General features: G+C 66.6%; 17 protein-coding genes. 9 read left to right on the top strand and 8 right to left on the bottom strand.

Going from position 1 to position 22,536, the window contains the following annotated elements; genetic code table 11:
- Positions 1 to 23: 23 nt before the first annotated feature.
- From QQS38_RS20340 to QQS38_RS20350, 3 genes are read right to left on the bottom strand one after another with little or no spacing between them, the layout of a single operon-like run.
- A complete protein-coding gene (locus tag QQS38_RS20340; RefSeq protein ID WP_479647154.1) occupies positions 24 to 1,568 on the bottom strand; it encodes an efflux transporter outer membrane subunit in 1,545 nt (514 codons plus the stop codon).
- Positions 1,561 to 3,738: an ABC transporter permease gene (locus QQS38_RS20345; protein ID WP_479647155.1), complete on the bottom strand. Its 2,178-nt coding sequence runs from the start codon at positions 3,736 to 3,738 to the stop codon at positions 1,561 to 1,563. Before QQS38_RS20345 ends, QQS38_RS20340 begins: the two co-directional genes overlap by 8 nt.
- Positions 3,739 to 3,754: 16 nt before the next feature.
- Positions 3,755 to 4,966: an efflux RND transporter periplasmic adaptor subunit gene (locus QQS38_RS20350; protein ID WP_479647156.1), complete on the bottom strand. Its 1,212-nt coding sequence runs from the start codon at positions 4,964 to 4,966 to the stop codon at positions 3,755 to 3,757.
- 156 nt (positions 4,967 to 5,122) lie between these two features.
- On the opposite strand from QQS38_RS20350, the gene QQS38_RS20355 reads away from it, so the two are divergent.
- The 6 genes from QQS38_RS20355 to QQS38_RS20380 all read left to right on the top strand — a co-directional run bounded on the left by QQS38_RS20355 (position 5,123) and on the right by QQS38_RS20380 (position 12,950).
- Positions 5,123 to 6,157: an HlyD family secretion protein gene (locus QQS38_RS20355; RefSeq protein ID WP_479647157.1), complete on the top strand. Its 1,035-nt coding sequence runs from the start codon at positions 5,123 to 5,125 to the stop codon at positions 6,155 to 6,157.
- A complete protein-coding gene (locus tag QQS38_RS20360; RefSeq protein WP_479647158.1) occupies positions 6,154 to 7,080 on the top strand; it encodes an ABC transporter ATP-binding protein in 927 nt (308 codons plus the stop codon). Before QQS38_RS20355 ends, QQS38_RS20360 begins: the two co-directional genes overlap by 4 nt.
- A complete protein-coding gene (locus QQS38_RS20365; protein WP_479647159.1) occupies positions 7,077 to 8,138 on the top strand; it encodes an ABC transporter ATP-binding protein in 1,062 nt (353 codons plus the stop codon). The genes QQS38_RS20360 and QQS38_RS20365 overlap by 4 nt, the downstream gene beginning before the upstream one ends.
- Positions 8,135 to 9,271: an ABC transporter permease gene (locus tag QQS38_RS20370; RefSeq protein WP_479647160.1), complete on the top strand. Its 1,137-nt coding sequence runs from the start codon at positions 8,135 to 8,137 to the stop codon at positions 9,269 to 9,271. The genes QQS38_RS20365 and QQS38_RS20370 overlap by 4 nt, the downstream gene beginning before the upstream one ends.
- 53 nt (positions 9,272 to 9,324) lie before the next feature.
- Positions 9,325 to 10,455: an ABC transporter permease gene (locus tag QQS38_RS20375; protein WP_479647161.1), complete on the top strand. Its 1,131-nt coding sequence runs from the start codon at positions 9,325 to 9,327 to the stop codon at positions 10,453 to 10,455.
- A gap of 104 nt (positions 10,456 to 10,559) precedes the next feature.
- On the top strand, positions 10,560 to 12,950 hold the full coding sequence (locus QQS38_RS20380; RefSeq protein WP_479647162.1) for a bifunctional acetate--CoA ligase family protein/GNAT family N-acetyltransferase: 2,391 nt from the start codon (positions 10,560 to 10,562) through the stop codon (positions 12,948 to 12,950).
- Positions 12,951 to 13,049: 99 nt separating this feature from the next.
- On the opposite strand, the gene QQS38_RS20385 is transcribed toward QQS38_RS20380, so the two are convergent.
- The 3 genes from QQS38_RS20385 to QQS38_RS20395 all read right to left on the bottom strand — a co-directional run bounded on the left by QQS38_RS20385 (position 13,050) and on the right by QQS38_RS20395 (position 14,630).
- Entirely contained in the window at positions 13,050 to 13,592 is a 543-nt protein-coding gene (locus tag QQS38_RS20385; protein WP_479647163.1) for a hypothetical protein, read from the bottom strand.
- A 109-nt stretch (positions 13,593 to 13,701) separates the two neighbouring features.
- Positions 13,702 to 14,085, bottom strand: coding sequence for a VOC family protein (locus tag QQS38_RS20390; RefSeq protein WP_479647164.1), 384 nt, complete (start codon positions 14,083 to 14,085; stop codon positions 13,702 to 13,704).
- Positions 14,086 to 14,159: 74 nt separating this feature from the next.
- Entirely contained in the window at positions 14,160 to 14,630 is a 471-nt protein-coding gene (locus QQS38_RS20395) for a PaaI family thioesterase (RefSeq protein WP_479647165.1), read from the bottom strand.
- A 243-nt stretch (positions 14,631 to 14,873) separates the two neighbouring features.
- On the opposite strand from QQS38_RS20395, the gene QQS38_RS20400 reads away from it, so the two are divergent.
- Positions 14,874 to 16,487, top strand: coding sequence for a methyl-accepting chemotaxis protein (locus QQS38_RS20400; protein ID WP_479647166.1), 1,614 nt, complete (start codon positions 14,874 to 14,876; stop codon positions 16,485 to 16,487).
- 88 nt (positions 16,488 to 16,575) lie between these two features.
- Here QQS38_RS20400 and QQS38_RS20405 read toward each other — a convergent pair whose 3' ends face one another.
- Positions 16,576 to 17,679 carry an AGE family epimerase/isomerase gene (locus QQS38_RS20405; RefSeq protein ID WP_479647167.1) on the bottom strand — a complete coding sequence of 368 codons (1,104 nt, stop codon included), beginning with the start codon at positions 17,677 to 17,679 and terminating at the stop codon, positions 16,576 to 16,578.
- Positions 17,680 to 17,799: 120 nt separating this feature from the next.
- Here QQS38_RS20405 and QQS38_RS20410 point away from each other — a divergent pair, with 120 nt between their 5' ends.
- On the top strand, positions 17,800 to 18,528 hold the full coding sequence (locus tag QQS38_RS20410; protein ID WP_479647168.1) for an MgtC/SapB family protein: 729 nt from the start codon (positions 17,800 to 17,802) through the stop codon (positions 18,526 to 18,528).
- Positions 18,529 to 18,788: 260 nt separating this feature from the next.
- A complete protein-coding gene (locus tag QQS38_RS20415; protein WP_479647169.1) occupies positions 18,789 to 19,961 on the top strand; it encodes a hypothetical protein in 1,173 nt (390 codons plus the stop codon).
- A gap of 105 nt (positions 19,962 to 20,066) precedes the next feature.
- Here the strand turns inward: QQS38_RS20415 and QQS38_RS20420 are convergent, their stop codons facing one another.
- On the bottom strand, positions 20,067 to 22,451 hold the full coding sequence (locus QQS38_RS20420; RefSeq protein ID WP_479647170.1) for a heavy metal translocating P-type ATPase: 2,385 nt from the start codon (positions 22,449 to 22,451) through the stop codon (positions 20,067 to 20,069).
- Positions 22,452 to 22,536 lie beyond the last annotated feature (85 nt).

Below are 22,536 nucleotides of genomic sequence, written 5' to 3' on the forward strand. Positions count from 1 at the left end.
TTGGCGCGCAATGGTGCGGCGCATCAATGCGTGACGGCGCTTCGGCTTTCGTGCACGGCAGCGTCGTCATCCGCCCAGGCTTGCGCCGATCCGCCCATGGCCGCATACCACTGCGCGGTGTCCACATAGCGTTGGCCCTTGGCTCTCGCATAGCCGAGGCGCGCCTGCGAATAGAGCCGTTGGGCCTGCAACACGTCGATCAGGCTTGCCGTTCCGACGCGGTAGCTTTGCTGCAACAAGTCGAGCGAGCGCTGCGCCGCATCCAACGCCGCCCGTTGCGCGGCCAATTCTTCGGCGTCGTGTTGCAGCGCGCGCAAAGTGTCGGCGACTTGCCCGAATGCTTGCAGAACCGTTTGCCGGTAGACGCCGAGCTGCGCCTGGAATGCATCGACGGCCGCCTGCTTCTGCGCTTGCAATGCGCCGCCGTGGAACAGCGGCGCCGTCAGCTGGGCCGCGACGGCCCATAAGCCGTTAGCCGAATCGAAGAGCGGGCCCATCGAAGCGGCGCTTTGCGTCCACGCGGCGCTGAGCGTGACATGCGGATAGAGCTGCGCGGTCGCGACGCCGATCGCGGCGCTTGCCGCATGAAGCTGGGCTTCTGCCGCCCGCACATCGGGGCGTTGCGCCAGCCATGCCGACGGCAGCGCAACGGGGACGTCGGCCGGCAGCGTCAGCATGCCGAAGTCGAATGACGGCGGCTGCCATTGCGCCGGGGTCGTGCCGACCAGGATCGCCAGCGCATGCTCTGCGGCGCTCAACTGTTGCGCGAGCGGCGGCGACAGGGCGAGATCGGCTGCGAGCTGGGCTCGCGCGGCGAGCAGGTCGGCCAATGCGGCTTTGCCGACGCCGCGCTCTATCGAGACGAGTTCGACGTTGCGGCGGTCGATGGCGATGATGTCGTCGACTGCGCGCAACTGTTCGCGCGCACCCGCCGCGATCAACGCTTGCGTCACGGTGTTGCCGGTCAAGGTCAAGTAGGCCGCGGCGAGTTGGTCGCGCTGGTACTCGGCCAGCGCCGTTTGCGCTTCGATTTCGCGGCGGGTGCCGCCGAATAGATCGAGCGCGTAGCTGACGCTCGGGCCGACGCTCAGGAGGTTGCTCGTGGTCGTGCCTGCGCTGCCTGCGCGCAGGGAACGCGCCCGGTCACGCTCGGCGCTCGCGTCGACGTCGACCTGCGGATACAGTCCCCCGCGCGCGACGCGGATGGCTTGCTGGGCTTGCGCGAGCGTCGCGCGCGCCGTGTCGAGCGTCGGGCTGCCGGCGATGGCGCGGGCCACGGTGTCGTCGAGCGGCGGCGAGTCGAACGCCGTCCACCAGCGTCGATCGAGATTGGCGCCCCATTGCAGACGTTGAGCGGCGTCGGCCGGGCCGGCGCTCGGCAGCGCGATGGGCTCGGCGAGGTATCCGGCTACTGCCGGCTTCGCGGGCCGCGCGAAGTCGGGGCCGACGGCGCACCCCGCGAGCGAGGCGAGTGTCAGGGCCAGCGCCAGCGCGACGCAGGTTGTCTGGGCATAGCGCATCGTATTTTCTACGGCGCGACCTGTGACGGACACGGTGCGGTCATTCATAGCGGAGCGCCTCGATGGGATTGAGCCGCGAAGCCTTCTTGGCCGGGTAATAGCCGAAGAAGACGCCGACGGCAGCGGAAAACACGAAGCCGCCGACGATGGCGGGGAGCGAGAGCAGTGTGGGCCAATGGGCGATGACGCTGACGAGTTCCGAGGCGGCGACGCCGAAGACGATGCCCCCGATGCCGCCGCTCACGCTCAAAAAGATGGCTTCGACGAGAAACTGGAGCAGCACGTGCAACCTGCGGGCGCCGACGGCCATGCGCAAGCCGATTTCGCGAGTCCGCTCGGTGACCGAGACGAGCAAGATGTTCATGATGCCGATGCCCCCCACCAGCAGAGAGATCGACGCGATCGCGGCCAGCAACAGCGCCATGATGCGGCTGCTGCCCTCGGCCGTCTGCGCGATCTGGCTCAGGTTGCGCACGGCGAAGTCGTTATCGTCGGACGGGCGCAGGCGGTGACGGCGCCGCAGCGTGTCGGTCACTTGCGCGATGGCCGTTTGCACGAGTTGCGGGCTTGCCGCTTCGACGTAGATCTGGTTGACGTAGCCGGTGAGGCGCGGCGGGGTGCCATAGGGATTGGGAACCGGTGGAAAGTAGGGATTCGCGCTCGACTGCACCTGGCTCGGTACGGCAACCCCGAGCACTTTGCGCTCGGCGCTGCTGAACGGGATGATGACGACGTCGTCCTGATCCTGTCCGAACGCCGTTTGGCCTTTGGGGGCGAGCAGCCCTACCACACGCAGCGCCGCGCCTTTGACGAGGATCGTCGCGCCGATCGGATTTTCGCCCGCGGCGAATAGCTGCTGATAAACCGTTTGTCCGATGAGCGCGACCATGGCGGCATCGCGCTCGTCTTCTTCGTTCACGGCGCGGCCCGATGCGACGTGCCAGCCCGTCGCGTCGAGGTAGGCGGGTGCAATGCCTTGGATGCTCGTCGACCAATTGCGCCCGGCATATCCGATTTGGCCCAATTGCCGAATCAAGTAGCTGACCGCGCCGACTGCCGCATCTTCGCGCTTGAGCGCGCGTGCATCGTCGACGGTCAGCGTCGAAGCGCTGCCCGAGCCGGCGCGCACGCCCGTCGAGGTCGTCGCACCGGGAACGATGACGAGCAAGTTGGTGCCCAGGCTCTCGATCTGCTTGCGCACCGCCTCGTTTGCGCCTTGGCCGATCGCCACCATCGCGATCAGCGCGGCGACGCCGATGAACACGCCGAGCACGGTCAGCGACGAGCGCATCTTGTTGCGCCACAGGGCGAGCGCGGCAGCCGATAGCGTCATCTTTGCGAAGCCGGAGTGGGTCGCGGCGGTGGGACGCAGCGGCGCGAGCACACGCTCGCTGACATGGGGCGATGCGGCCGCGGCTTCGGGCGGCGTCTCGCGGTTCGAGCCCAAAGGCCCGTCCGACCCGCTCGAACCAACCGCCCCGGTTGCTTCGCTTGCTTCGTTTGCTGCATTCGGCGCGCTCGCGCGGCGCTCGTCGGAGACGATGCGGCCGTCGCGCATCGTCACGACGCGATCCATGTACTGCGCGATATCGGGCTCATGCGTCACGACCACGATGGTGACGCCTTGCTCGCGATTTAGCGTGCGCAGCATCACCATGATCTCGTGCGAGGTCCGAGAATCCAGGTTGCCGGTGGGTTCATCGGCAAGCACGATGCTCGGGCGCCCGATCAAGGCGCGTGCAATCGCCACACGCTGCTGCTGCCCGCCCGAGAGCTGGCTCGGCCAGTTGCGCTCGCGTGCGGCGAGGCCGACGAAGTCGAGCGCCTCGCGCGCGCGTGCGAGCCGCTCGGCGTGGCTCGCCGGCCCTTCGGTGGAATAGAACAGCGGCAGGGCGACGTTTTCCAGAGCGCTGGTTCGCGCGAGCAGATTGAAGCTTTGGAAGACGAAGCCGATGCGGCCGCTTCGAATGCGCGCCAACTCCGGTTCGGTAAGGCTTGCCGTGTCCGCGCCTTCGAGCAGATAGCGCCCGGAGCTCGGCCGGTCGAGGCAGCCGAGCACGTTCATCAAAGTCGACTTGCCCGACCCGGAGGAACCCATGATGGCGATGAATTCGCCGCGTTCGATGGTCAGGCTCACATCGTCGAGCGCGTGCAACTCGGTGCCGCCCGCGGCATAGATCTTGGTCGCGTGGGTGAGTTCGACAACGGTATCGCGCATCGCCGGCCTCGCTGCGTCACATACGCAGGCGCGGCGCGGCGACCGGGGCCTGCGCCGCCGTCCCCGTCCCCGAGCGGGCGCGCGTTTCGCCGACGATCACGGCGTCACCCTCGCGCAGATCGCCGCTCGTTATTTCGGAGTACGAATCATCGTCGAGACCGGTTGCAACTTTGATCGCGACGGGTCGCCGGTTGCGCAGCACCCACACGTGTGCGCCGCCGAGGGTGCGCTCTTGCGTTGCCGCCTGCGAGGGCGTGAAGCGCAGCGCTTGATCGGGCACGCGCAGCACCTGCCGGCGCGTTTCGATGACGATCCGCGCAGTCGCCGTCATGCCGGGCTTGAGGCTCAAGTCCGGGTTCGACGCGCCGATCACGACGTCGTATGTGACGACGTTCTGCACGGTTTGCGGCGCTTGCCGCACTTGCATCACGCGGCCCGTGAATTGCCGCTTCGGAAACGCTTCGACGGTAAACGTCGCCGCAGCGCTTTCATGCAAGTCGCCGATGTCGCTTTCGCTGACGTTCGTGTCCACTTGCATCTGGGTCAAATCGGTGGTGATTAGAAACAGTGTCGGCGTCTGAAAGCTGGCCGCGACCGTTTGGCCGATCGTCACGTTGCGCGACACGACGGTGCCGTCCACGGGCGACACGATGTTCGTGTAATCGAGGTTCACCTGAGCCGTTCGCAACGCGGCGCTGCGTTGCTCGATGGCCGCGGCGTCGACGGCTACCTGCGCACGCGCTTGGTCGTAGGCGCTGCGCGCATTGTCGGCTGCATCTTGCGAGACGATACCGTGCTCGAGCAACTGCGTCGCGCGCGCAAACGCACTCTTTGCATACGCGAGCAGTGCGCGATCCTTCGCCAGCTGAGCGCGCGCGTTGTCGAGCTCGGCCCGCGCCTGGTCGACGAGGGTTTGATAGGGCCGGGGATCGATCTTGGCGCAGAGCTGTCCCTTGCGCACTCGTGTATTGAAGTCGCAATACTGCTGCTGAATGACGCCCGAGACATAGCTACCGACGATGATCGTGAGCACCGGGTTCACGGTGCCCGTGGCGTTGACCGAATGCACGATGTCGCCGCGCGTGACCGGCAGCGTCAGGTAATGCGGTGCAGCGGGTCGCGAGTGAAACCACCATGCGGCGATTAGGGCTCCCACGACAGCCGCGAAAGCAGCGGCGGCGGCCACATAAGCCGAGGGGCCAGCCTTGGCCGATTGCAGCTTCGTCACGCGTGTTCTCCTTCTTTGCGGGAGTGCCGGCGCGGCAGGAAGCGGTATCGCCGTTTCGCGTCGAGCGTCCCGATGCGATCATCATCGCGGCGCCTACGCCCACGCAGCTTGACGCTTGTCAAACGATTGGCGTTCTCATCTGGGTAGAGTGCTGACATGGCCCCGAAACCTTCCACGCCCTGGCGCGCTCGTCTGGGAGCGTATTCGAAGCGCGTCTCGATACCCGTCGCGCTAGCGCTCGCTTTTGCGCTCGCGGCGAGCGCCTATGGCGCATGGCGTTGGTCTGCGATCTTCAAACCCGCAGGCTCGTCAACGCGCATCGTCGTGTCGGGCAATATCGAGGCGCACGAGAGCGTATTGAGCGTGACGCAAGTGCAAGCGCCGATCGTTTTCCTTCCGTTCGACGAAGGCGCGCGCGTGGCGCGCGGCACGGTGCTCGCGCGATTGGACGACCGGCTCTATCGGCGTCAGGTCGAAATCGATCGCGCCAATCTCGACGTGCAGGCAGCGCAGGTGAACGCCAATCGCAGCACGCTCGACGCCGCGTCGCGCAGCGTCGAGAGCGACCGGTTCGACCTCGCGCAAAAGCAACTCGATTTCACGCGCGCCGATACGCTCGCCAAGCACGACGCCGTTTCGCAGCAAGCGCGCGACCTTGCGCTCACGGCGAAAAACCAATCGGCCGCGTTGCTGGCGCATGACCGCGCCTTGGTCGAGGTGGCGCGTAACGCCGTCTCGCTGGCGATGGCCAACGTCGAGGCGGCACGCGCGAAGCTGGCGCTCGATGAGACGACGCTCTCGTACACCGAGTTGCGTGCGCCGTTCGACGGCGTGATCGCCGTGCGTCAGGCCGAGCTCGGGCAACTGGCCGGTCCGGGCGTGGCCGTCTTTACGCTCGACGAACTCGATCACGTTTGGCTGCGCGCCTACGTGAACGAGCCCGACATCGGTCGTATTCGGCTTGGCGATAGCGTCGAACTCAGCACCGATGCCTACCCATCCAAGGTCTATCGCGGCCGCATCAGTTTCGTTTCGCCGCAGGCAGAGTTCACGCCGAAGACCGTCGAAACGCACGCGCAGCGCGTGACGCTCGTCTATCGCATTCGCATCGACATCGATAACCCGACACACGAATTGCTGCCGGGCATGCCGGCCGATGCGACCATCGTTGCGCGCGCGAGCGGGCAATGAGCGCGCCGGCCGTCGTCGCCGAGCAGGTCGGGCGGCGCTTCGGCGCGGTCCAAGCCGTGCGCGAGGTCACGCTCGCGATCGAGCGCGGCGAGATCTTCGGGCTCGTGGGGCCGGACGGCGCGGGCAAGACGACGCTCATGCGTATGCTGGCCGGTGTGCTGCGTCCCGACGCGGGGCGAATCATGCTCGAAGGGATCGACGTGGCGGCAGACCCGGAACGCGCCAAGACGGTGCTTGGCTACATGCCGCAGCGGTTCGGTTTGTACGAGGATTTGACCGTCGATGAGAATGCATTCTTTTACGGCGAGATTTTCGACGTTCCGCGCGAGCGCTATCGCGAGCGCGTCGCGCAGTTGCTCGAGGCGGCCGGGCTCGCGCCTTTCAAACGCCGTTTGGCCGGGCAACTGTCCGGCGGCATGAAGCAGAAGCTGGGGCTCGTGTGCGCGCTCATCCATACGCCGAAGGTGTTGCTGCTCGACGAGCCGACCACCGGCGTCGACCCCGTTTCCCGGCGCGATTTCTGGGAGATCTTGTACCGTCTGCGCGATGAAGGCGTGACGATCGTCATGTCGACGGCCTACATGGACGAGGCACAACGCTGCGGGCGGCTTGCCCTGTTGCACGAGGGGCAGGTGCGCGAGTGCGCGACGCCGGCCGCGCTCAAGCGCGCGTTGAGCGGCGCGCTGCTTGCGATCGCCGGCAGCGATCCGCGTGCGATCCGCGCGGCGCTGACGTCCGCGCCGGGTGTGCTCGGCATCCTGCTCATGGGCGATCGTGTGCATGTTCACGTCGATGATCGCGCGTTGCGCATGGCCGAATTGGAAGCGCGGCTGAATGCGGGCGCAGTCGCGCATGCGCCGATCGAGACGGTGGAAGCCAGCATCGAGGACGTGTTCGTCGCGCTCGTGGGGGAGGTGATATGAGCGCGCCTTCGCCGCCCGAGCCCTCTTCGACGAGACCCCCGGCGCCGCAGCCGTCGTCCCCGGCGACGCCGCCCCCGCGCGAGAGCGTCGTCGTCGCGCGCGGCCTAACCAAGCGCTTCGGAAAATTCACCGCCGTCGACCGGCTCGATCTGACGATCGGAAAGGGAGAAGTCGTCGGCTTCATCGGGCCCAACGGCGCCGGCAAGTCGACCACGATCCGCATGCTCTGCGCATTGCTGACGCCGAGCGCCGGGACCGCTTCTGTGGCAGGGTTCGACGTGGCGAGCGAGCCGGAATCCGTGCGGGCCCACATCGGCTATATGTCGCAGAAGTTTTCGCTGTACGACGATCTGACCTGCCGCGAGAATTTGCGCTTCTTTGCGGGCATTTATCGTGTGCCGCGCGCTTTGATCGGCGAGCGCATGCGTTTTGCCATGGCCATGGCGGGCATCGAAGGCCGCGAAGACGCGCTCGTGAGAACGCTCGCGGGCGGTTGGCGTCAACGGCTCGCGCTCGGGTGCGCCATTTTGCATCGCCCGCCCGTGCTGTTTCTCGACGAACCGACTTCGGGCGTCGAGCCGCAGGCGCGCCGCCGTTTTTGGGACCTCATTCATCAGCTGGCCGGAGAGGGGGTGACCGTGCTCGTCTCGACGCACTACATGGACGAGGCCGAGTATTGCAATCGGATCGCATTGATCGACGCGGGACGATTGATCACGGTCGGCAGCCCGAGCGAACTACGCGGCGAGCGATTGGGCGGCCGATTGTTCGAGCTCGGCTGTGCCTCGCTCGGCGAGGCCCTTGCCATTGTGCGCACCGTGCCGGCCGTGCAGGACGCCGCCATCTTCGGCGACAAGCTGCACGTGCTCGTAGCGGACACGCGCGACGCACCTGCGGCTTCGGTCGCTGCTTCGTTGCCGGCCCGGCTGGCGCAAGCAGGCATCGAGGCCTCCACGCCGCAGCCGATCAGGCCCGGCCTCGAAGATGTGTTCGTGCAACTCGTGTCGCGTGAGAATCGGCGTGCGGCGAGTGGGCGTGTGGCCGGAGGCGCCGCATGAAGCTACGCCGTCTACTCGCTGTTGCGCGCAAGGAAACGCTGCAGATCTGGCGCGATCCGCGAAGCCTCGCCATCGCTTTGCTGATGCCGTTGATGCAAATGCTTCTGCTCGGCTATGGCGTCAGCCTCGACATCCGGCACGTGCCGCTGTGCTTGCGCGACGAGGCGCACACCCAGGCTAGCCGAGAACTCGTCGCGCGGTTCGTCGCGTCGGGCTGGTTTGCGCCGCAGCGTGCACTCGAAAGCGAGCGGGCGGTGCCCGCGGCGATCGACCAAGGACGATGCGCCGGCGTCGTGACCATCCCGGTCGACTTCTCGCGCGTGCTGGCGACGACAGGCGTCGCGCAATTGCAGACCGTATTCGACGCCACCGATACGAACACGACGAACATCGCAATCGGCTATGCGCAAGGCGTGATCGCGCAAACAACGGCTGCGTTCGAGGCGCGCTGGGCTGCCGATCACGGCTTGCCTCCGCCTGCCGTGGGCGCCGTCGATTTCCGGCCGCGCGTTTGGTACAACGAAGGTTTGGACAGCCGCAACTTCATCATTCCCGGTGTGGTCGCGGTGATCCTCGCGCTCGTCGGCGCGCAGCTCACGTCGCTGACGGTCGCGCGCGAATGGGAGCGCGGCACGATGGAGCAATTGATTTCGACGCCGGTCACCGCGCTCGAACTCATGCTCGGCAAGCTGATTCCGTACTTTGCGATCGGTTTCGTCGACGCCGTCTTTTGTCTCGTGGGCACGATCTATTGGTTTCATGTGCCGTTTCGCGGGAACTTGCTGACGCTCGCGGTGACGACGGGGATGTTCACGCTCGTCGTGCTCGGCATCGGCTATCTGATGTCGGTGCGCATTCGCAGCCAGCTCGGCGCCAGCCAAGTGGCCTTGCTCTTGACGATGCTGCCCACGACGATGCTCTCGGGCTATACGTTTGCGATCGAGCAGATGCCCGCGCCGATCCGCGCGCTGACGCTGCTCGTATATGCGCGCTATTACGTGACGATCTTGCGCTCCGTATTTCTCAAAGGCAGCACCTTGGCCGACCTCGCGATTCCATTCGCCGCGTTGGCCTGTTATGCATGCGTGATCGGCTGGCTTAGCGTTCGCGCGTTTCGTAAGCACCTCGATTGAGGCCCGGGTTCAATCGTTCGTTTAGGATAACTAAGTCAAGGTCGGAGCCGGCGATGTTCGAACGCGTGCATGCGATGCTCGTCAAAGAGTTTCTCGAATTGAAACGAGACCGCTGGGCGTTGTTTCGACTCGTCGTGCCGCTCGTGCTGCAAGTGTTCATCTACGGCTATGCGGCGACGTTCACGGTGAGCCATGTGTCGACCGCGGTGCTCGACCTGGACGGCAGCCAGGCCAGTCGCGATCTCATCGCACGCATCACCGCCAACGGCCGCTTCGAGATCGTCGATTTCCCGCGCTCGCAAAAGGACATCGCGCATGAATTGGATGCGGGGCGCGCGCAAGTGGCCGTGGTCATCCAAGCGGGCTTTGCTCGGGCACTGGGGCAAGGAAGGGGGGCGCCGCTGCAGGTGCTCGTCGACGGCACGAATTCCAACACGGCGTTGATTGCGCTTGGCTACTTGAGCAAGATCGTCGCGCAGTATCAAGGCGACTGGCTCGCAACGGGATGGCGTCCGCGCGCCGGCGCGGCGCCGCCCGAGATCACCGTTGCGCTGCAAGAGAGGCCGTGGTTCAACGAAGGGCTCGACGACAGATGGTTCTTCATTCCCGGCGTGATCGGCACGCTCACGCTGCTGCAGGTGGTCAGCCTCACCGCGTTCGCGGTCGTGCGCGAACGGGAAGTCGGCACGCTCGAGCAAATCATGGTGAGCCCGATCCGCCCCGTGGAGTTCATTCTCGGAAAAACCGTGCCGTCGTTTTTGATCGGTCTCGGCGATGTTGCGATCGTCGCCACGCTCGGCGTGGCATGGTTCGATGTGCCCTTCGTCGGCAGCGTCTTGGTCATGATGGTCGGTGTCATGCTGTTCTTGGTCGCGGTCATCGGCCTCGGCTTGCTGCTGTCGACGTTTTCCCGCACGCAACAACAAGCCTTTGCGCTCAATTTCATCCTCGTCAATCCCATCTTCATCTTGTCGGGCTTCGCGTTTCCGATCTCTGCAATGCCGCGCGTGCTGCAATGGCTGACCTATTTGAATCCGTTGCGCTACTTTCTCGTGGTATTGCGCGCGGTCTTTCTGAAGGGCGTCGGCTTCGGCGTCCTTTGGCCGCAGCTCGCGGCCATGACGGCGCTCGGGCTCGCGATGCTGGGCGTGAGCGTGTTGCGCTTCAGGAAGTCGCTCGATTGATGGGCGCGCAACGCGGGCGGGCATCGCCTATGCTTACGGAATTGGCATTGCGCGCCGCGTGCGGCGCCTTCTTCCATCCTCTCCACCCTCGTTAGACGCGCGCTATGACCGTCCGCAATCTCGATGCGCTGTTCCAACCGAAATCCGTCGCCGTCATCGGTGCGTCGCTTCGCCCGGACAGCGTCGGCGCGAAAGTCTGGCGGCGGGTACGTGAAGCCGGATTCAACGGCCCCGTGTGGCCCGTCAATCCGAAATACGCCGACCTGGACGGCTGCGCCGTGTTTGCCGATGCGGCCGATTTGCTCGAGGCGCCGAGCGTCGCGCTCATTTGTACGCCGAGCGAGACCTGGGTCGATGTCGTCGGCAAGCTCGGCCGCCTCGGCACGCGTGCGGCCGTGATCGTCAGCGATACCGATGATTGGGGCTCGCCGCTCGTATCGCGCGTGCTCGCGGCGGCCAAACCCCACTTGCTGCGCATCGTTGGGCCGGGCAGCCTCGGCGTCGTGACGCCTGCGGTCAACGCACACTTCGGCGCGCCTTCGGCGATGGTGAAGACAGGGGGCGTGGCGTGGGTCTCGCAATCGAATGCGCTGACGAACGCCGTGCTCGGCTGGGCGGCGGCGCGTGGGCTCGGGTTTTCCCATGCCATCGCACTGGGTGGGGAAGCTGATGTCGATGCGGGCGATGTGCTCGACTATCTCGCGAGCGATCCCGCCACGCGGGCCATCTTGCTCGAACTGTCGGTCGTACGCGCCGCGCGCAAGTTCATGTCGGCCGCGCGCGCAGCGGCGCGCAACAAGCCCGTGCTCGTGCTGCGCACCGGCCGCTCGGATCCTTCCGATGCGCTGTACGGCGCGGCGTTTCGGCGCGCCGGCATGGTGCGCGTCGATTCGCTCGACGATTTGATCGACGAAATCGAAACGCTCGGCGTGGGGCGGATTGCCGCGAGTTCGTCGGCGACGCTCGTCACGAGCGACCGTGGCGTCGCTGCGCTCGCCACCGATGCGTTCGCCGCCGCCAACACGACGCTCGCTCACTGGCCCGATGCGGCGCTGGCAGCCGTGGCTTCGGCTTTACCGCGCGTTGCGGGTGGCAATCCGCTCGTGCTCGGCAACGACGCCAAGCCCGAGCATTTCGGGCTCGCATTGGAGGCGCTCGCGCCGCATCGCGAAACCGGCACGGCGTTCGTGGTTCATGCATCGACGCTGGGCGCCCCCGTGGCCGAGGTCGCGCGCGTGTTGATCGAGCGCCAGCGTTTCGCCTACCGCGGCGTGCTCGCTTGTTTCTTCGGGGGCGTCGACGACGAGACGCGCGATGCGCTGCGCGCGCACGGCATCGCCTTGCATTCGACGCCGCACCGGCTTGCCCGGGCCTTCGCGCGTCTCGTCGATTATCGGCTCGGCCGTGAACTGCTGATGCAAACGCCGCATGGGTTGCCCGCGCAGGTGCCCGTCGCGATCGAAGCCGCGCAGGCGAGCGCGAAGGCGGCGCTGGCGGCGGGGCGGACCCTGCTCGAAGGCGCCGATGCGGCCTCGCTCCTGGGCGGCTTCGGGCTCGCGGTTTCGAGCGATGCTGACTCGGTTGCCGCCACCGAAGGCCCGCACGACGACGATGAGCACATCGTCGATGTGACCGTGACGTTGCGCGACGACGCCGATTTCGGACCCGTGTTCGAATTCACTGCGCCACCGGCCGATGGGACGTCAGCGCCGTTCTCCGTTTATGGCTTGCCGCCGCTGAACCCGATCCTCGCGAGCGAGATTGTTTCGCGCTCGCCCTACGCGCAGCGTGCGCCGGTCGCGCCCGTGCTCGATGCGCTGACGGCATTGTCCGAAGCCGTCTGCTGCGTGGAGCAGATCGTCGGCTTGACGGCGGTGCTGCGGGTTACGCGCACGCGTGCGCGGCTCGTCGGACCGCGGCTCGCGCTCGGACAACAACGTGGGCGCCTTGCGATCGTGCCGTATCCGCGCCAGCTCGAAGAAGCGCTCGATTGGCGCGGGCGGCGGCTGACGATCCGCCCGATCCGCCCCGAAGACGAGCCGGCTCACAGCGACTTCATCGGGGGGATGACCCCCAACGATTTGCGCATGCGGTTTTTCGGCGCCGTGAGCGGCTTCGATCACTCGCAGCTCGCCCGCATGACGCAGATCGATTACGACCGCGAGATGGCGCTGATCGCCACGACCGAGGAAGGCGGTCGCGCGCGCACGCTCGGCGTCGTGCGCACGATCACCGATCCCGACAACGAGAATGCGGAGTTCGCCGTGGCCGTGCGCTCGGACCTGAAAGGAATGGGCCTCGGCCGAATGCTGATGGAGCGGATGATGGCTTACGTGCGCGGGCGCGGCACGCGTTGGATCGTCGGTGAGGTGCTGCGCGAGAACGGACCGATGCTCGGTCTCGTCAAGGCATGCGGCTTTACGATGAGCCCCACGGCAGACCCTGCGGTCGTCGAAGTGAAGATGCCGCTGCAAAGCGACATGCGCGCACCTTAGTACGATCGGTAGGGTTCGGTTCACGGCCCGGCGAGCCTTCATGCATCGCGCGCCTGGCCGCTGATCGAACGCCAGCCCGTGGGTTCGCCGCCCAGACCGTCACGCGGCCAGTTTCGCGGCGGCCTCCTCCACTTGCGTGCGGGAAATAGAAAGCTCTTCGAGCCATGCATCGGCATACACGGCGCCTGTTTCGCGCTCGAGCCGCGCGATCGTTGCGGCGTTACGCACCGCATCCTTCGGTGTCGCGAGGAACGGCTTGACCGATTGGCCTGCTTTGAAGGCGTCGAACAGCGGCACGCGGATATCGTCGGGCAACGCGCGCGTCCATTGATAGGTCTTGCCGCCGAGCGTCAGGGCGGGCGGTAACGCACGCTCCTTCTTCGCCGCGGCGATCAGGCCGTAAGCGCGCGCCGCTTCGCCGATCTGCTCGGGCGAAAACAGCTCGTCGGGCGTAATTTCGAATTGAGCGATGTGAGTTTCGATCGCTTGCATTGCGGCCGCGCGGTCGTCGCGCTTTTGCTGCGCGCGCTCGACGATGGTGCGCAGCTCATCAGCTTCTTCGCTCGTGATGGTGAAGCTGGCTTGCTTTTGCTGGAGTTCGGAAAAGCGTTGGAATTCGAGATCGGTCAGAAGTTTTGCCATAGGGTCGAACGACGGCGCGCCACGCACGGGTGCGTCGCGCGCTTTTTTGAAGGGTCGCCATTCTAGCGCCCCTTGCGGCTGCGATCCAGCGTGGCACATGTTTTATACGTCAGCCCTCGTGGCACACCGCTTCGATGTTGTGGCCGTCGGGATCGAGCACGAACGCACCGTAGTACCCCGCGTGGTACTGGGGCCGCAGGCCGGGCTCGCCGTTGTCGCGGCCCCCGGCTTCGATCGCGGCGCGATGAAACGCATCGACGACGCCTCGGTCGGCCGCATGAAACGCGATATGAACGGGCGGATGGTTCGGCGTGCCGCGGCTGATCCAAAAATCCGCCACGCCACCGGCGCCGAAGCCTGCCACGTCCGTATGACGCGTCACGGCTGCGGTGAACTCGCGCAGCAACTCATAGCCGAGCGGGGCGAGCGCCTGCTGATAGAAGCGCTTGCTTTGCTCGAAATCGCTTACCAGTATGCCCGTATGGTCGATCATGTCTTGCTCCTTACAAGGGATGGAACGGTGGCCGCGGTGCTCGAACGTGACGCCCGGCTTTTCCGCCTATCGGTTCATGCGCCTTCGTCGCCGTGCGGTGCATCGTGCTCGTGATGGAGCGACGACACGTTCGGGCCGTCGCCGACGCGATTGATCGTCCCTTGCGCCAAGGCGACGAGCGTTTCCTTCTCGCCATCGATGACATACACGCTGCATTGGCAGATCGCATGGCCGCGCCCCGCGTAGATGAGCTCGGCGCGCGCGAGCAGGGTGCCGCGCACGGCGGGCCGCAGGTAATTGATCTTGTATTCCCCCGTGACGACGCGTGGCCCCAGGGCGAGCGCGCCTGCAAAGGTCAGCGCGTTGTCGGCGAGGTAGCTCGTGACGCCGCCGTGGACGAACCCGTGCTGCTGACGCAGATCGTCTCGGATCGGCAATTGCAATGTCACCTCGCGCTCGCCGATCTGCACGAGCTCCGTGCCGAGCAGCATGCTGAACGGTTGTGCGTGCAGCGCACCGCGAGCGAGGTCGAAAAGATCGGTCATGCCGGAGCCCCTTCGGGGCAGGGCCCCGTGTCATGTCGCGTTCCACTCTAGGAAGGCCGGGTGCACCGCGTCAAGGTGACGCGAGTCCGCGCTCGCGTCGAAGGCGGCCCGCCGTAGGACGGAGGCGACCGGTGGCAACGGTTGTGCGACCGGGGGAGCGCCCTCAAGCAAATCGCGCGATTGCCGTAAACCCTGAGGAACGCCGCTTCGGCTTTTCTTTCGTTTTCCTTTCGGATATTTCAGATGTTCAGCAAGATCAAGCTCGCTTCCGGCCTGTTGTTCGTCTTGGCCGCGTTTTGCCTGTTGCAGCTCGTCACGGGCGGAATCGGGTTCTGGTTCTTGACCAGCACGCATCGCGACGTGGGCCAACTGGCGAACGTGGCGCTCGTTCAAGTGAATGCCGTCAACGAGACCACGCAACACCTCATGGATGCGCGCATCAACCTGTCGCGCGCAGGGACGCGGATGATCGGCGGCGGCGCCGAGCCCACCGCCATCGTCGAGCATGCCCGCGAGCAATTGGCCCTAGCCGATAAATCGTTCGCGCGCTTTGCCGATGCGCCGAAACCGAGCGACGAAAACCGTGCGCACGCCGCGGCGCTGGCCGAGAAGTATCAAGCGCTGCATACGGCGCTCGGCGAACTCGTGCAGTACCTGGACAGCAACAACGTGAAGGCGTTTCTCGATCAGCCGACCCAATCGTTCCAAGACGCCTTTCTCAACGAACAGCGCGCCTTCACGCAATTCGGCGATGCGCAAAGTAGCGCGTCGCTCGAGTCCATCGATTCGCGCCTGGCCATGTTCCGCGGCGTGAGCCTGGCCATCCTCGCGGCGCTGCTCGGCGGCACCGCGATCGTGTACGCGGCGCTCAAGCGCGGCGTCGTCGCCCCGCTCGAAGAAGCGGGCCGTCATTTCGAGCAGATCGCACGCGGCAAGCTCGTCGAACCGATCGCCACGCGCGGCGCAAACGAGATCGGGCGGCTGTTCGCGGGGCTCGCGCGCATGCAGGCCAGCGTCGCCCAAACGGTGAAGACGGTGCGCGACGCGGCCGATTCGATTCATACGGGCGCCGATGAAATCGCGACGGGCAACGCCGATCTGTCGGCGCGCACCGAAAATCAAGCGGCTTCGCTGGAAGAAACGGCCTCGAGCATGGAAGAGTTGACGGCCACGGTGCGCCAGAACGCCGAGCACGCGCGCGAAGCTCACGCGCTGGCCGATGAGGCGCTGCGCTCGACGTCCGACGGCGCGAGCGTCGTCGATAGCGTCGTCGACAAGATGCGCGGCATCGCGCAAAGCTCGGATCGCATCGCCGAAATCATCAGCGTCATCGACGGCATCGCTTTCCAGACGAACATCCTTGCGCTGAACGCGGCGGTAGAGGCCGCGCGCGCGGGGGAACAGGGGCGCGGTTTCGCGGTGGTGGCCGGCGAAGTGCGCGGCCTCGCGCAACGCAGCGCTCAATCGGCCAAGGAAATCAAGGCGCTCATCAGCGAATCGGTCTCGCAGATCGAAGGCGGCTCGGAACTCGTCGAACGTGCGGGCAACGCGATGCAGAAGGTGTCCACGTCGATCTCGCGCGTGGCGCAGATGATGGCCGAAATCAGTGCATCGTCGCTCGAGCAGAGCACCGGCATCGAACAAGTCAATCAGGCCGTCGTGCAGATGGACCGCATGACGCAACAGAATGCGGCTCTCGTGGAAGAGGCCGCTGCCGCGGCCTCGTCGCTGCACGATCAGACGCGGCAGCTCAAGGAAGCGGTCTCGGTCTTCGAGATCTCACCGGCTGTGCTCGGCGACGCGCGCTTCGCCGCTGCCGCTCACGCGGCGGTCAGCGAGCCGGCGCTGGCTTATTGATGTTTTGAAACCGCGGCGCCGGCCGCTCGGCGCCGCGGTTTGCCCGCGCGCTCGCGCCGACTTTGGTGCCAGCCTACCCAACAACCCCTCAGCCCGGCAACGAGGCGTAGGCCGTGGCAAGGTGATAGGGCGTGGTGGACGGCATATCGGCACGCGCCACCTCGCCTTGCGGTGTGATGCATTCGTGCCAGCCGCGCGGATGGAGGAAGCGCGCTTGAAAGCGCGGAATTTGCAACGCGAGCGTTTCGAGATCTTCTTCGCGGCCGCGCGTGGCGAGCGCGCGCAGGTATTCCGTTTGCGCCCAAATTCGCTGCGTTGCGTCTTTCACCCCGCCGCTCTCGTCGAGCGCGGCGCAGACGCCGCCCGTTGCCCGGTCGACACCGCGGCGCTGCGCGAAATCGAATGCGCGCGCGAGTTCCGCTTCGAGCCCCGACGCGGCAAGCACCGGCCCCGCCCGCTTGACCAGATAGAACCACTCGAATTGATGCCCCGGCTCGAGCCGGTTGTCGGCGCTGCCGATGGGCAGCTCGGCGATCGATCCCGTGGGCGTATGAACGAAGCCGCGCGCCACCGATTCACCCAATCGCGCGAGCGCGGTTTCATAACCCGGTTCGCCCGTCGTCTCGTAGGCGGCCAGGTAGGCTTCGGTCAAATGCATGAGCGGGTTCTGCAGCGCACCCGTACGCACGGCGGAAAAGTCTTGCGTGAGCGCGGCTTGGAGCACGCCGTCCGCCGCGGCGAAGCGCGCTTGGACCAATGAAGCCGTTTCGGCTATCACGCGCAACGCATCCCGATCGCCCGTTGCCGACGCATAGTGCGCGCAGGCGAAGATGACGAACGCGTGAGTGTAAAGATCCTTCGTCGCATCGAGCGGCGCGCCCTCGGGATCGACGCTATAAAACCACCCTCCGTGCTTCTCGTCATGGAAATAACGACACATTGCATGAAAGAGTTGCTCGGCATGCGCGGCTTCCCCCGCCTGGGAAAAGACGAATAACTGCCGGGCGCAGGCCATGGCGCGATAGCGGACGGCGGGCAAGGGCGCGTGATCGGCGGCGGCGACGGCCTCGTACGGTAATTGCAACGCGCTGTTGAAGCCGGGCCCGCGCCAAATGGGCAGGACCGTTTGCGTATAGTGCGTACGGAGGACGGCGGCTTCTGCCGCGATCGAACGATCGATCGAAACGGACATGATGCGAAATGGCTCGGCGACGAGGGGGCGCGTGCTCCGTAAAGCATCGCGCAAAGCGCAAAGCATAATCCAAAGGCGCGGTGCGCGGCAGGCCGGCCTATACGAAAGGAGGGCTGGACCGTGTCGAACAACGTGGAACTCGTTTTGCGGCTGATTCTCGCCGCCATTCTCGGCAGCGTCATCGGGTTCGAGCGCGAGCGGCAATTGTGGGCCGCGGGGTTGCGCACGCATATGCTCGTCTGTGTGGGCGCGGCGCTCGTCATGCTCGTCTCGCAGTACGGCTTCGTCGAGGTGTTGAGCCGTCCCAACGTCGTGCTCGATCCTTCTCGAATGGCCGCGCAAGTCGTCTCCGGCATCGGTTTTCTCGGGGCGGGCGCGATCTTGCTGCGCGGCGAGGTGATTCGCGGGCTCACGACGGCCGCGAGCCTGTGGTCGGTCGCCGCGATCGGGTTGGCCGTCGGCGCTGGAATGAACACGGCCGCGATCGCCGCAACGATCATCATTCTTGCGATCCTCGCCGGTATGAAGCCGATCGAGCGGCGCTATATCGCCGTCCGGCTGCGGCGGCGGCTCTCGTTGCGCGCGGACCGCGGCGCGCTCTCGCTCGACGCGCTGCGCACGATTCTCGGGCCGGCGAGCGAGCGCGTGAAGCAATTCATCGTTCAGCAAAGCGAGGACGCGCCCGATTGCGACGACATCGTCATCGGCTTCGCACGCATGCCGGCGAGCGAGTTCGAAAAGCTTTGCCATTTGCTGCGCAACGCGCCTGGCGTGCGATCGCTGCATGAAGAAGCCGCGAACGGCGAGGACAGCGGCAACGAGCACGCCGACATGCGCGAGGGCCGATGACGGCCCGATCCCCGTGCGCCAGCGGGGACGCAGGCCCGACCGATCGTGAGACAATGCCGCGTTTGCAACACGCTCGATCACCATTCCAATGCGCCGCGCCATGCCGCGGCCGCCACCACACCGCCATGGCAGATTCCGCAGGATCCTTCTCTTCTCGTTCACAAGGCGCTAGACCGGCGAAAGGCCGGGCGCGAGCGGCTTCCACCGGCGATGAGCATAGCTCGGCGCGGGTCGCCGTCGAATCGCAACCGCGGCAGCAGGTGCTGCGCGACGACGCCGGCGAGGCGGGCGAGGCAAGCGAGGATACGCCGTCGCTGCACTTCGATCCGCGCCAAGGGACGCTGCTCGGCTTCGAGTTGCCCGCCGAGGCCTTTGTCTCGATGACGGCGGGTGGGCAGCACGCGGGCGGAGAGCCTGTAGGCGCGACTGAAGGCGCGAGCTTGCCCAGAAGCCGGGCGTCTGCCGAAGAGACGCTGCCTACGGCGCAACTGCCAATCGCGAGTGAGACGCCCGTTACGCGCGATAGGCCGCCCGTTGCGCGCCGGGCTGGCGGCCCGGCTAAATCCGTTGCCGCCCAAAGGAATACATCCGCCGCGCCGCAGGCTGAGAAGGGGGCGGGCGGCGCGCCCGATACCGTCGCCGCTGAAAGCGCGGCGACGCCATCGAAAGCCGCAACGCCGGAGTTGGATCAGCGAGCCGAGGCGAGCGAAGCGAAGCCGGACGTTGGAGCGGGTTCGCCGGACGGCGCTTCGCCCGCTTCCCCCGCTTCGCCACGCGTGCCGCTGCTTTCGCCCGGGGCGGCGCTCGCCAGCGTCCGGCAGCAGAGCACGCGGCGGCCAGCCGACCCGATGCGCGCCGCAGGCAAAGGCGCGGCGGCCCAAGCGGGCCCAACCCCGCCGAGCGCGGGCGACGCGGGCCGTTCTGCGCCAGCCGCGCCGATGCTTCCGCTCTCGCCCGCCGAGCAGCCTGCCGTCGCCGGCAGCGCCGCGGACGAAACGGCGCTGCCGTACGAGAGCCCCGAAGCGAACCCGCTCTCGCAGACCGTTGCATCGCTGCAAGCAGCGCTAGATCAGGCGCAGCACGCGGCACAAGATCGCTGGCGGCGCACGCGGCGCTGGCTCGCGCTCACCGCCGCGGGCCTCGCGCTATTGCTGATCGTGTGTCTGGCGCAGACGGTTGCGTTGATCGGGTTCGTGCATCGCTCGGAGGCTGCGCAGCAGCAGGCCCAATCGGTGCTGAGCCAGCAGCAAGCCGCATTGGCGGGTCTGGCGAGCGCGGTTTCGGCGCTATCGGCAACTGGGCAAGGGGCGCAGCGAGCGGCGTCGCCTGCGGATGGCGCTACTCCGGCGAACACCGCGCAACAGCCGGCCAAACGCGCCGCGGGAGCGCATGCCCGGCGCGCCGCCGATAGGTCCAAGTCCGCCGCGCATTGACCTGCCGTTGGCCGCCCGGTCGCAGCATCGGGCGCAACGCTCGGGGCAGGACGCGGGCAAGCGTCGCAAGCGCTCTAAGCGCTGTGCCCACTGCCCGCGCTGGCCTCAAGCTCGTTCGACGCCCTTCCACCGCTTGAGCAACAGTGCGTTGGTGACGACGCTGACGCTCGAAAACGCCATGGCCGCCCCCGCCAGCATGGGGTTCAGCAGCCCGAGCGCGGCGAGCGGAATGCCGATCAGGTTGTAGACGAACGCCCAAAACAAGTTCTGCTGGATCTTCCGATACGTGCGGCGCGAGATGTCGATCGCATCGGCGACGAGCGCTGGATCGCCGCGCATCAGCGTAATGCCGGCTGCGTGCATGGCCACGTCGGTGCCCGTTGCCATGGCGATGCCGATGTCGGCCGCAGCGAGCGCGGGTGCGTCGTTGATACCGTCGCCGACCATGGCGACGACCTGCCCCGTGCCGGCCTTCAACTGCGCGACGATGTCCGCCTTGTCCTCCGGCAGCACCTGGGCGTAGTACTCGTCGATGCCGAGCTCGGCGGCCACGGTGGCGGCCGCGCCGTGATTGTCGCCCGTGATCAGCACGCTTTTCACGCCGCGCGCGGCCAATTGTTCGACGGCGATGCGAGCGGTCGGCTTTACGCTGTCGCCGAATGCGATCAGTGCGAGTGCTTCGGCAGGCACGCCTTCCGCGCTCCGGCGCATCAGCCACGAGATCGTGTTGCCCGCGGCTTCCAGCTCCGCCGCGCGCTCACGCGCTGCGGCCGGTGCCTCGACGGCCAGTTCGGCAAGCCAGCGTGCGTTGCCGACGCATATCGTGACGCCGTCGATCTGCGCTTGCATGCCGCGGCCGGCGACGGCTTGCGCATGCGCGGCGGCGGGCAGGCGCCCGCGCGCATCGCCGCTTGCGGCGGTCGCGGTCGAAGGCGGCTCGCCCGCGGCGCGCGCTTCGTACTCGGCCAGCAGAGCGCGGGCGAGCGGATGATCGCTGCCGCGCTCGACGGCGGCAGCCAGCGCAAGCGCCTCGTCGTGCGGCATGCCGAGCGGCTCGAACGCGGCGAGTCGGGGCTTGCCGACCGTCAGCGTGCCGGTTTTGTCGAATGCGACGACGGACACCCGCTGCGCGAGTTCGAGCGCTTCGGCGTCCTTGATCAACACGCCGCGCCGGGCGGCGACGCCCGTGCCCGCCATGATCGCGGCCGGCGTCGCGAGTCCGAGCGCGCATGGGCAGGCGATGACGAGCACCGACACCGCATTGAGAATCGCCGTCTCCACCGAAGCGCCGGCCAACAGCCACAACCCCAACGTAGCTGCGGCCAACACGAGAATGGCGGGCACGAACACGGCGCTCACGCGATCGACGAGCCGTTGAATGGGCGCTTTTTCCGCCTGCGCGCTTTCGACGAGCCGGATGATGCGTGCGAGCGTGGTCTCGGCGCCCGTGGCCGTCGTCGTCACCTCCAGCGCGCCTTCGCCGTTGATCGACCCGGCCGTCACATGCTCGCCCGGCCCTTTGGCGACGGGCAGGCTTTCTCCCGTGATCAACGATTCGTCCACGTGGGTGCGGCCTGCCGCGATCGTTCCGTCGACGGGCATGCGTTCGCCGGGCCTGACCACGACCACCGTGCCGACCCGCACTTGCGCAAGCGGCACCTCGCGCTCGTTGCCGAGCGAGTCCTTGATGAGCGCTCGCTCCGGCCTGAGCGCGCTCAACGCGCGAATGGCGTCGGTCGTTTCGCGTTTGGCGCGCGCTTCGAGCCATTTGCCGAGCCGCACGAGCGTGATCACGACGGCGGACGCCTCGAAATACAGATGCATCGTGTCGCCGGGATGCGCGATCATCTGCCACACGCTCAAACCGTAAGCCGCCGACGTGCCGAGCGCCACGAGCAAGTCCATGTTGCCCGCTCGCGCGCGCACGGCCCGGTAAGCGCTGCCGTAGAAGCGCGCGCCGCACCCGAATTGGACGATACTGGCCAGCGCGAGTTGCCACCAGGAGGGCAGGGCGGCCTCGACGCCGAACGGCGCGCTCAGCATGGGCAGCGTGAGCGGCGCACTGAGCAACGCCGACAAGGCAACGGCGGCCAATTCCCGCCGGGCGCGACGTGCTCGGGTTCCCTCGGCCGTCGTCGAAGCGTTTTCGCCGGCGCCGGCTTCTTGCGTTTGCGACAGGACAGGCTGCGCTCCGTACCCGGCGTCGACGACCGCTTTGACGAGCCGGTCGATATCCACGGGTGCGAGCGGCTCCGATGTGCGCACCGAGGCGCGCTCGGTCGCAAGATTGACGGAAGCGGCGGTGACGCCGGGGACGCGCGCCAGGGCTTTTTCGACGCGGGTGGCGCATGATGCGCAGGTCATGCCCTGGATCTCGAGTTCGGCGCTCGGCGCGTCGGCGATATCGGAAGGTGCGAGTTCGGTCATAAAGGCTCTGATGACGGAAACGGCGGGGGCCGCAACAAGATGATTCACTATCGACCTTCCCATGATTGGAAGGTCAAGCGATATCGGCGGCTGTCGGCCGGATGGCTTCTTCGGGCAGATTGTGAGACTTGCCGGACGCGGCTGAACT

Source organism: Trinickia sp. Z7 (genome assembly GCF_056498045.1).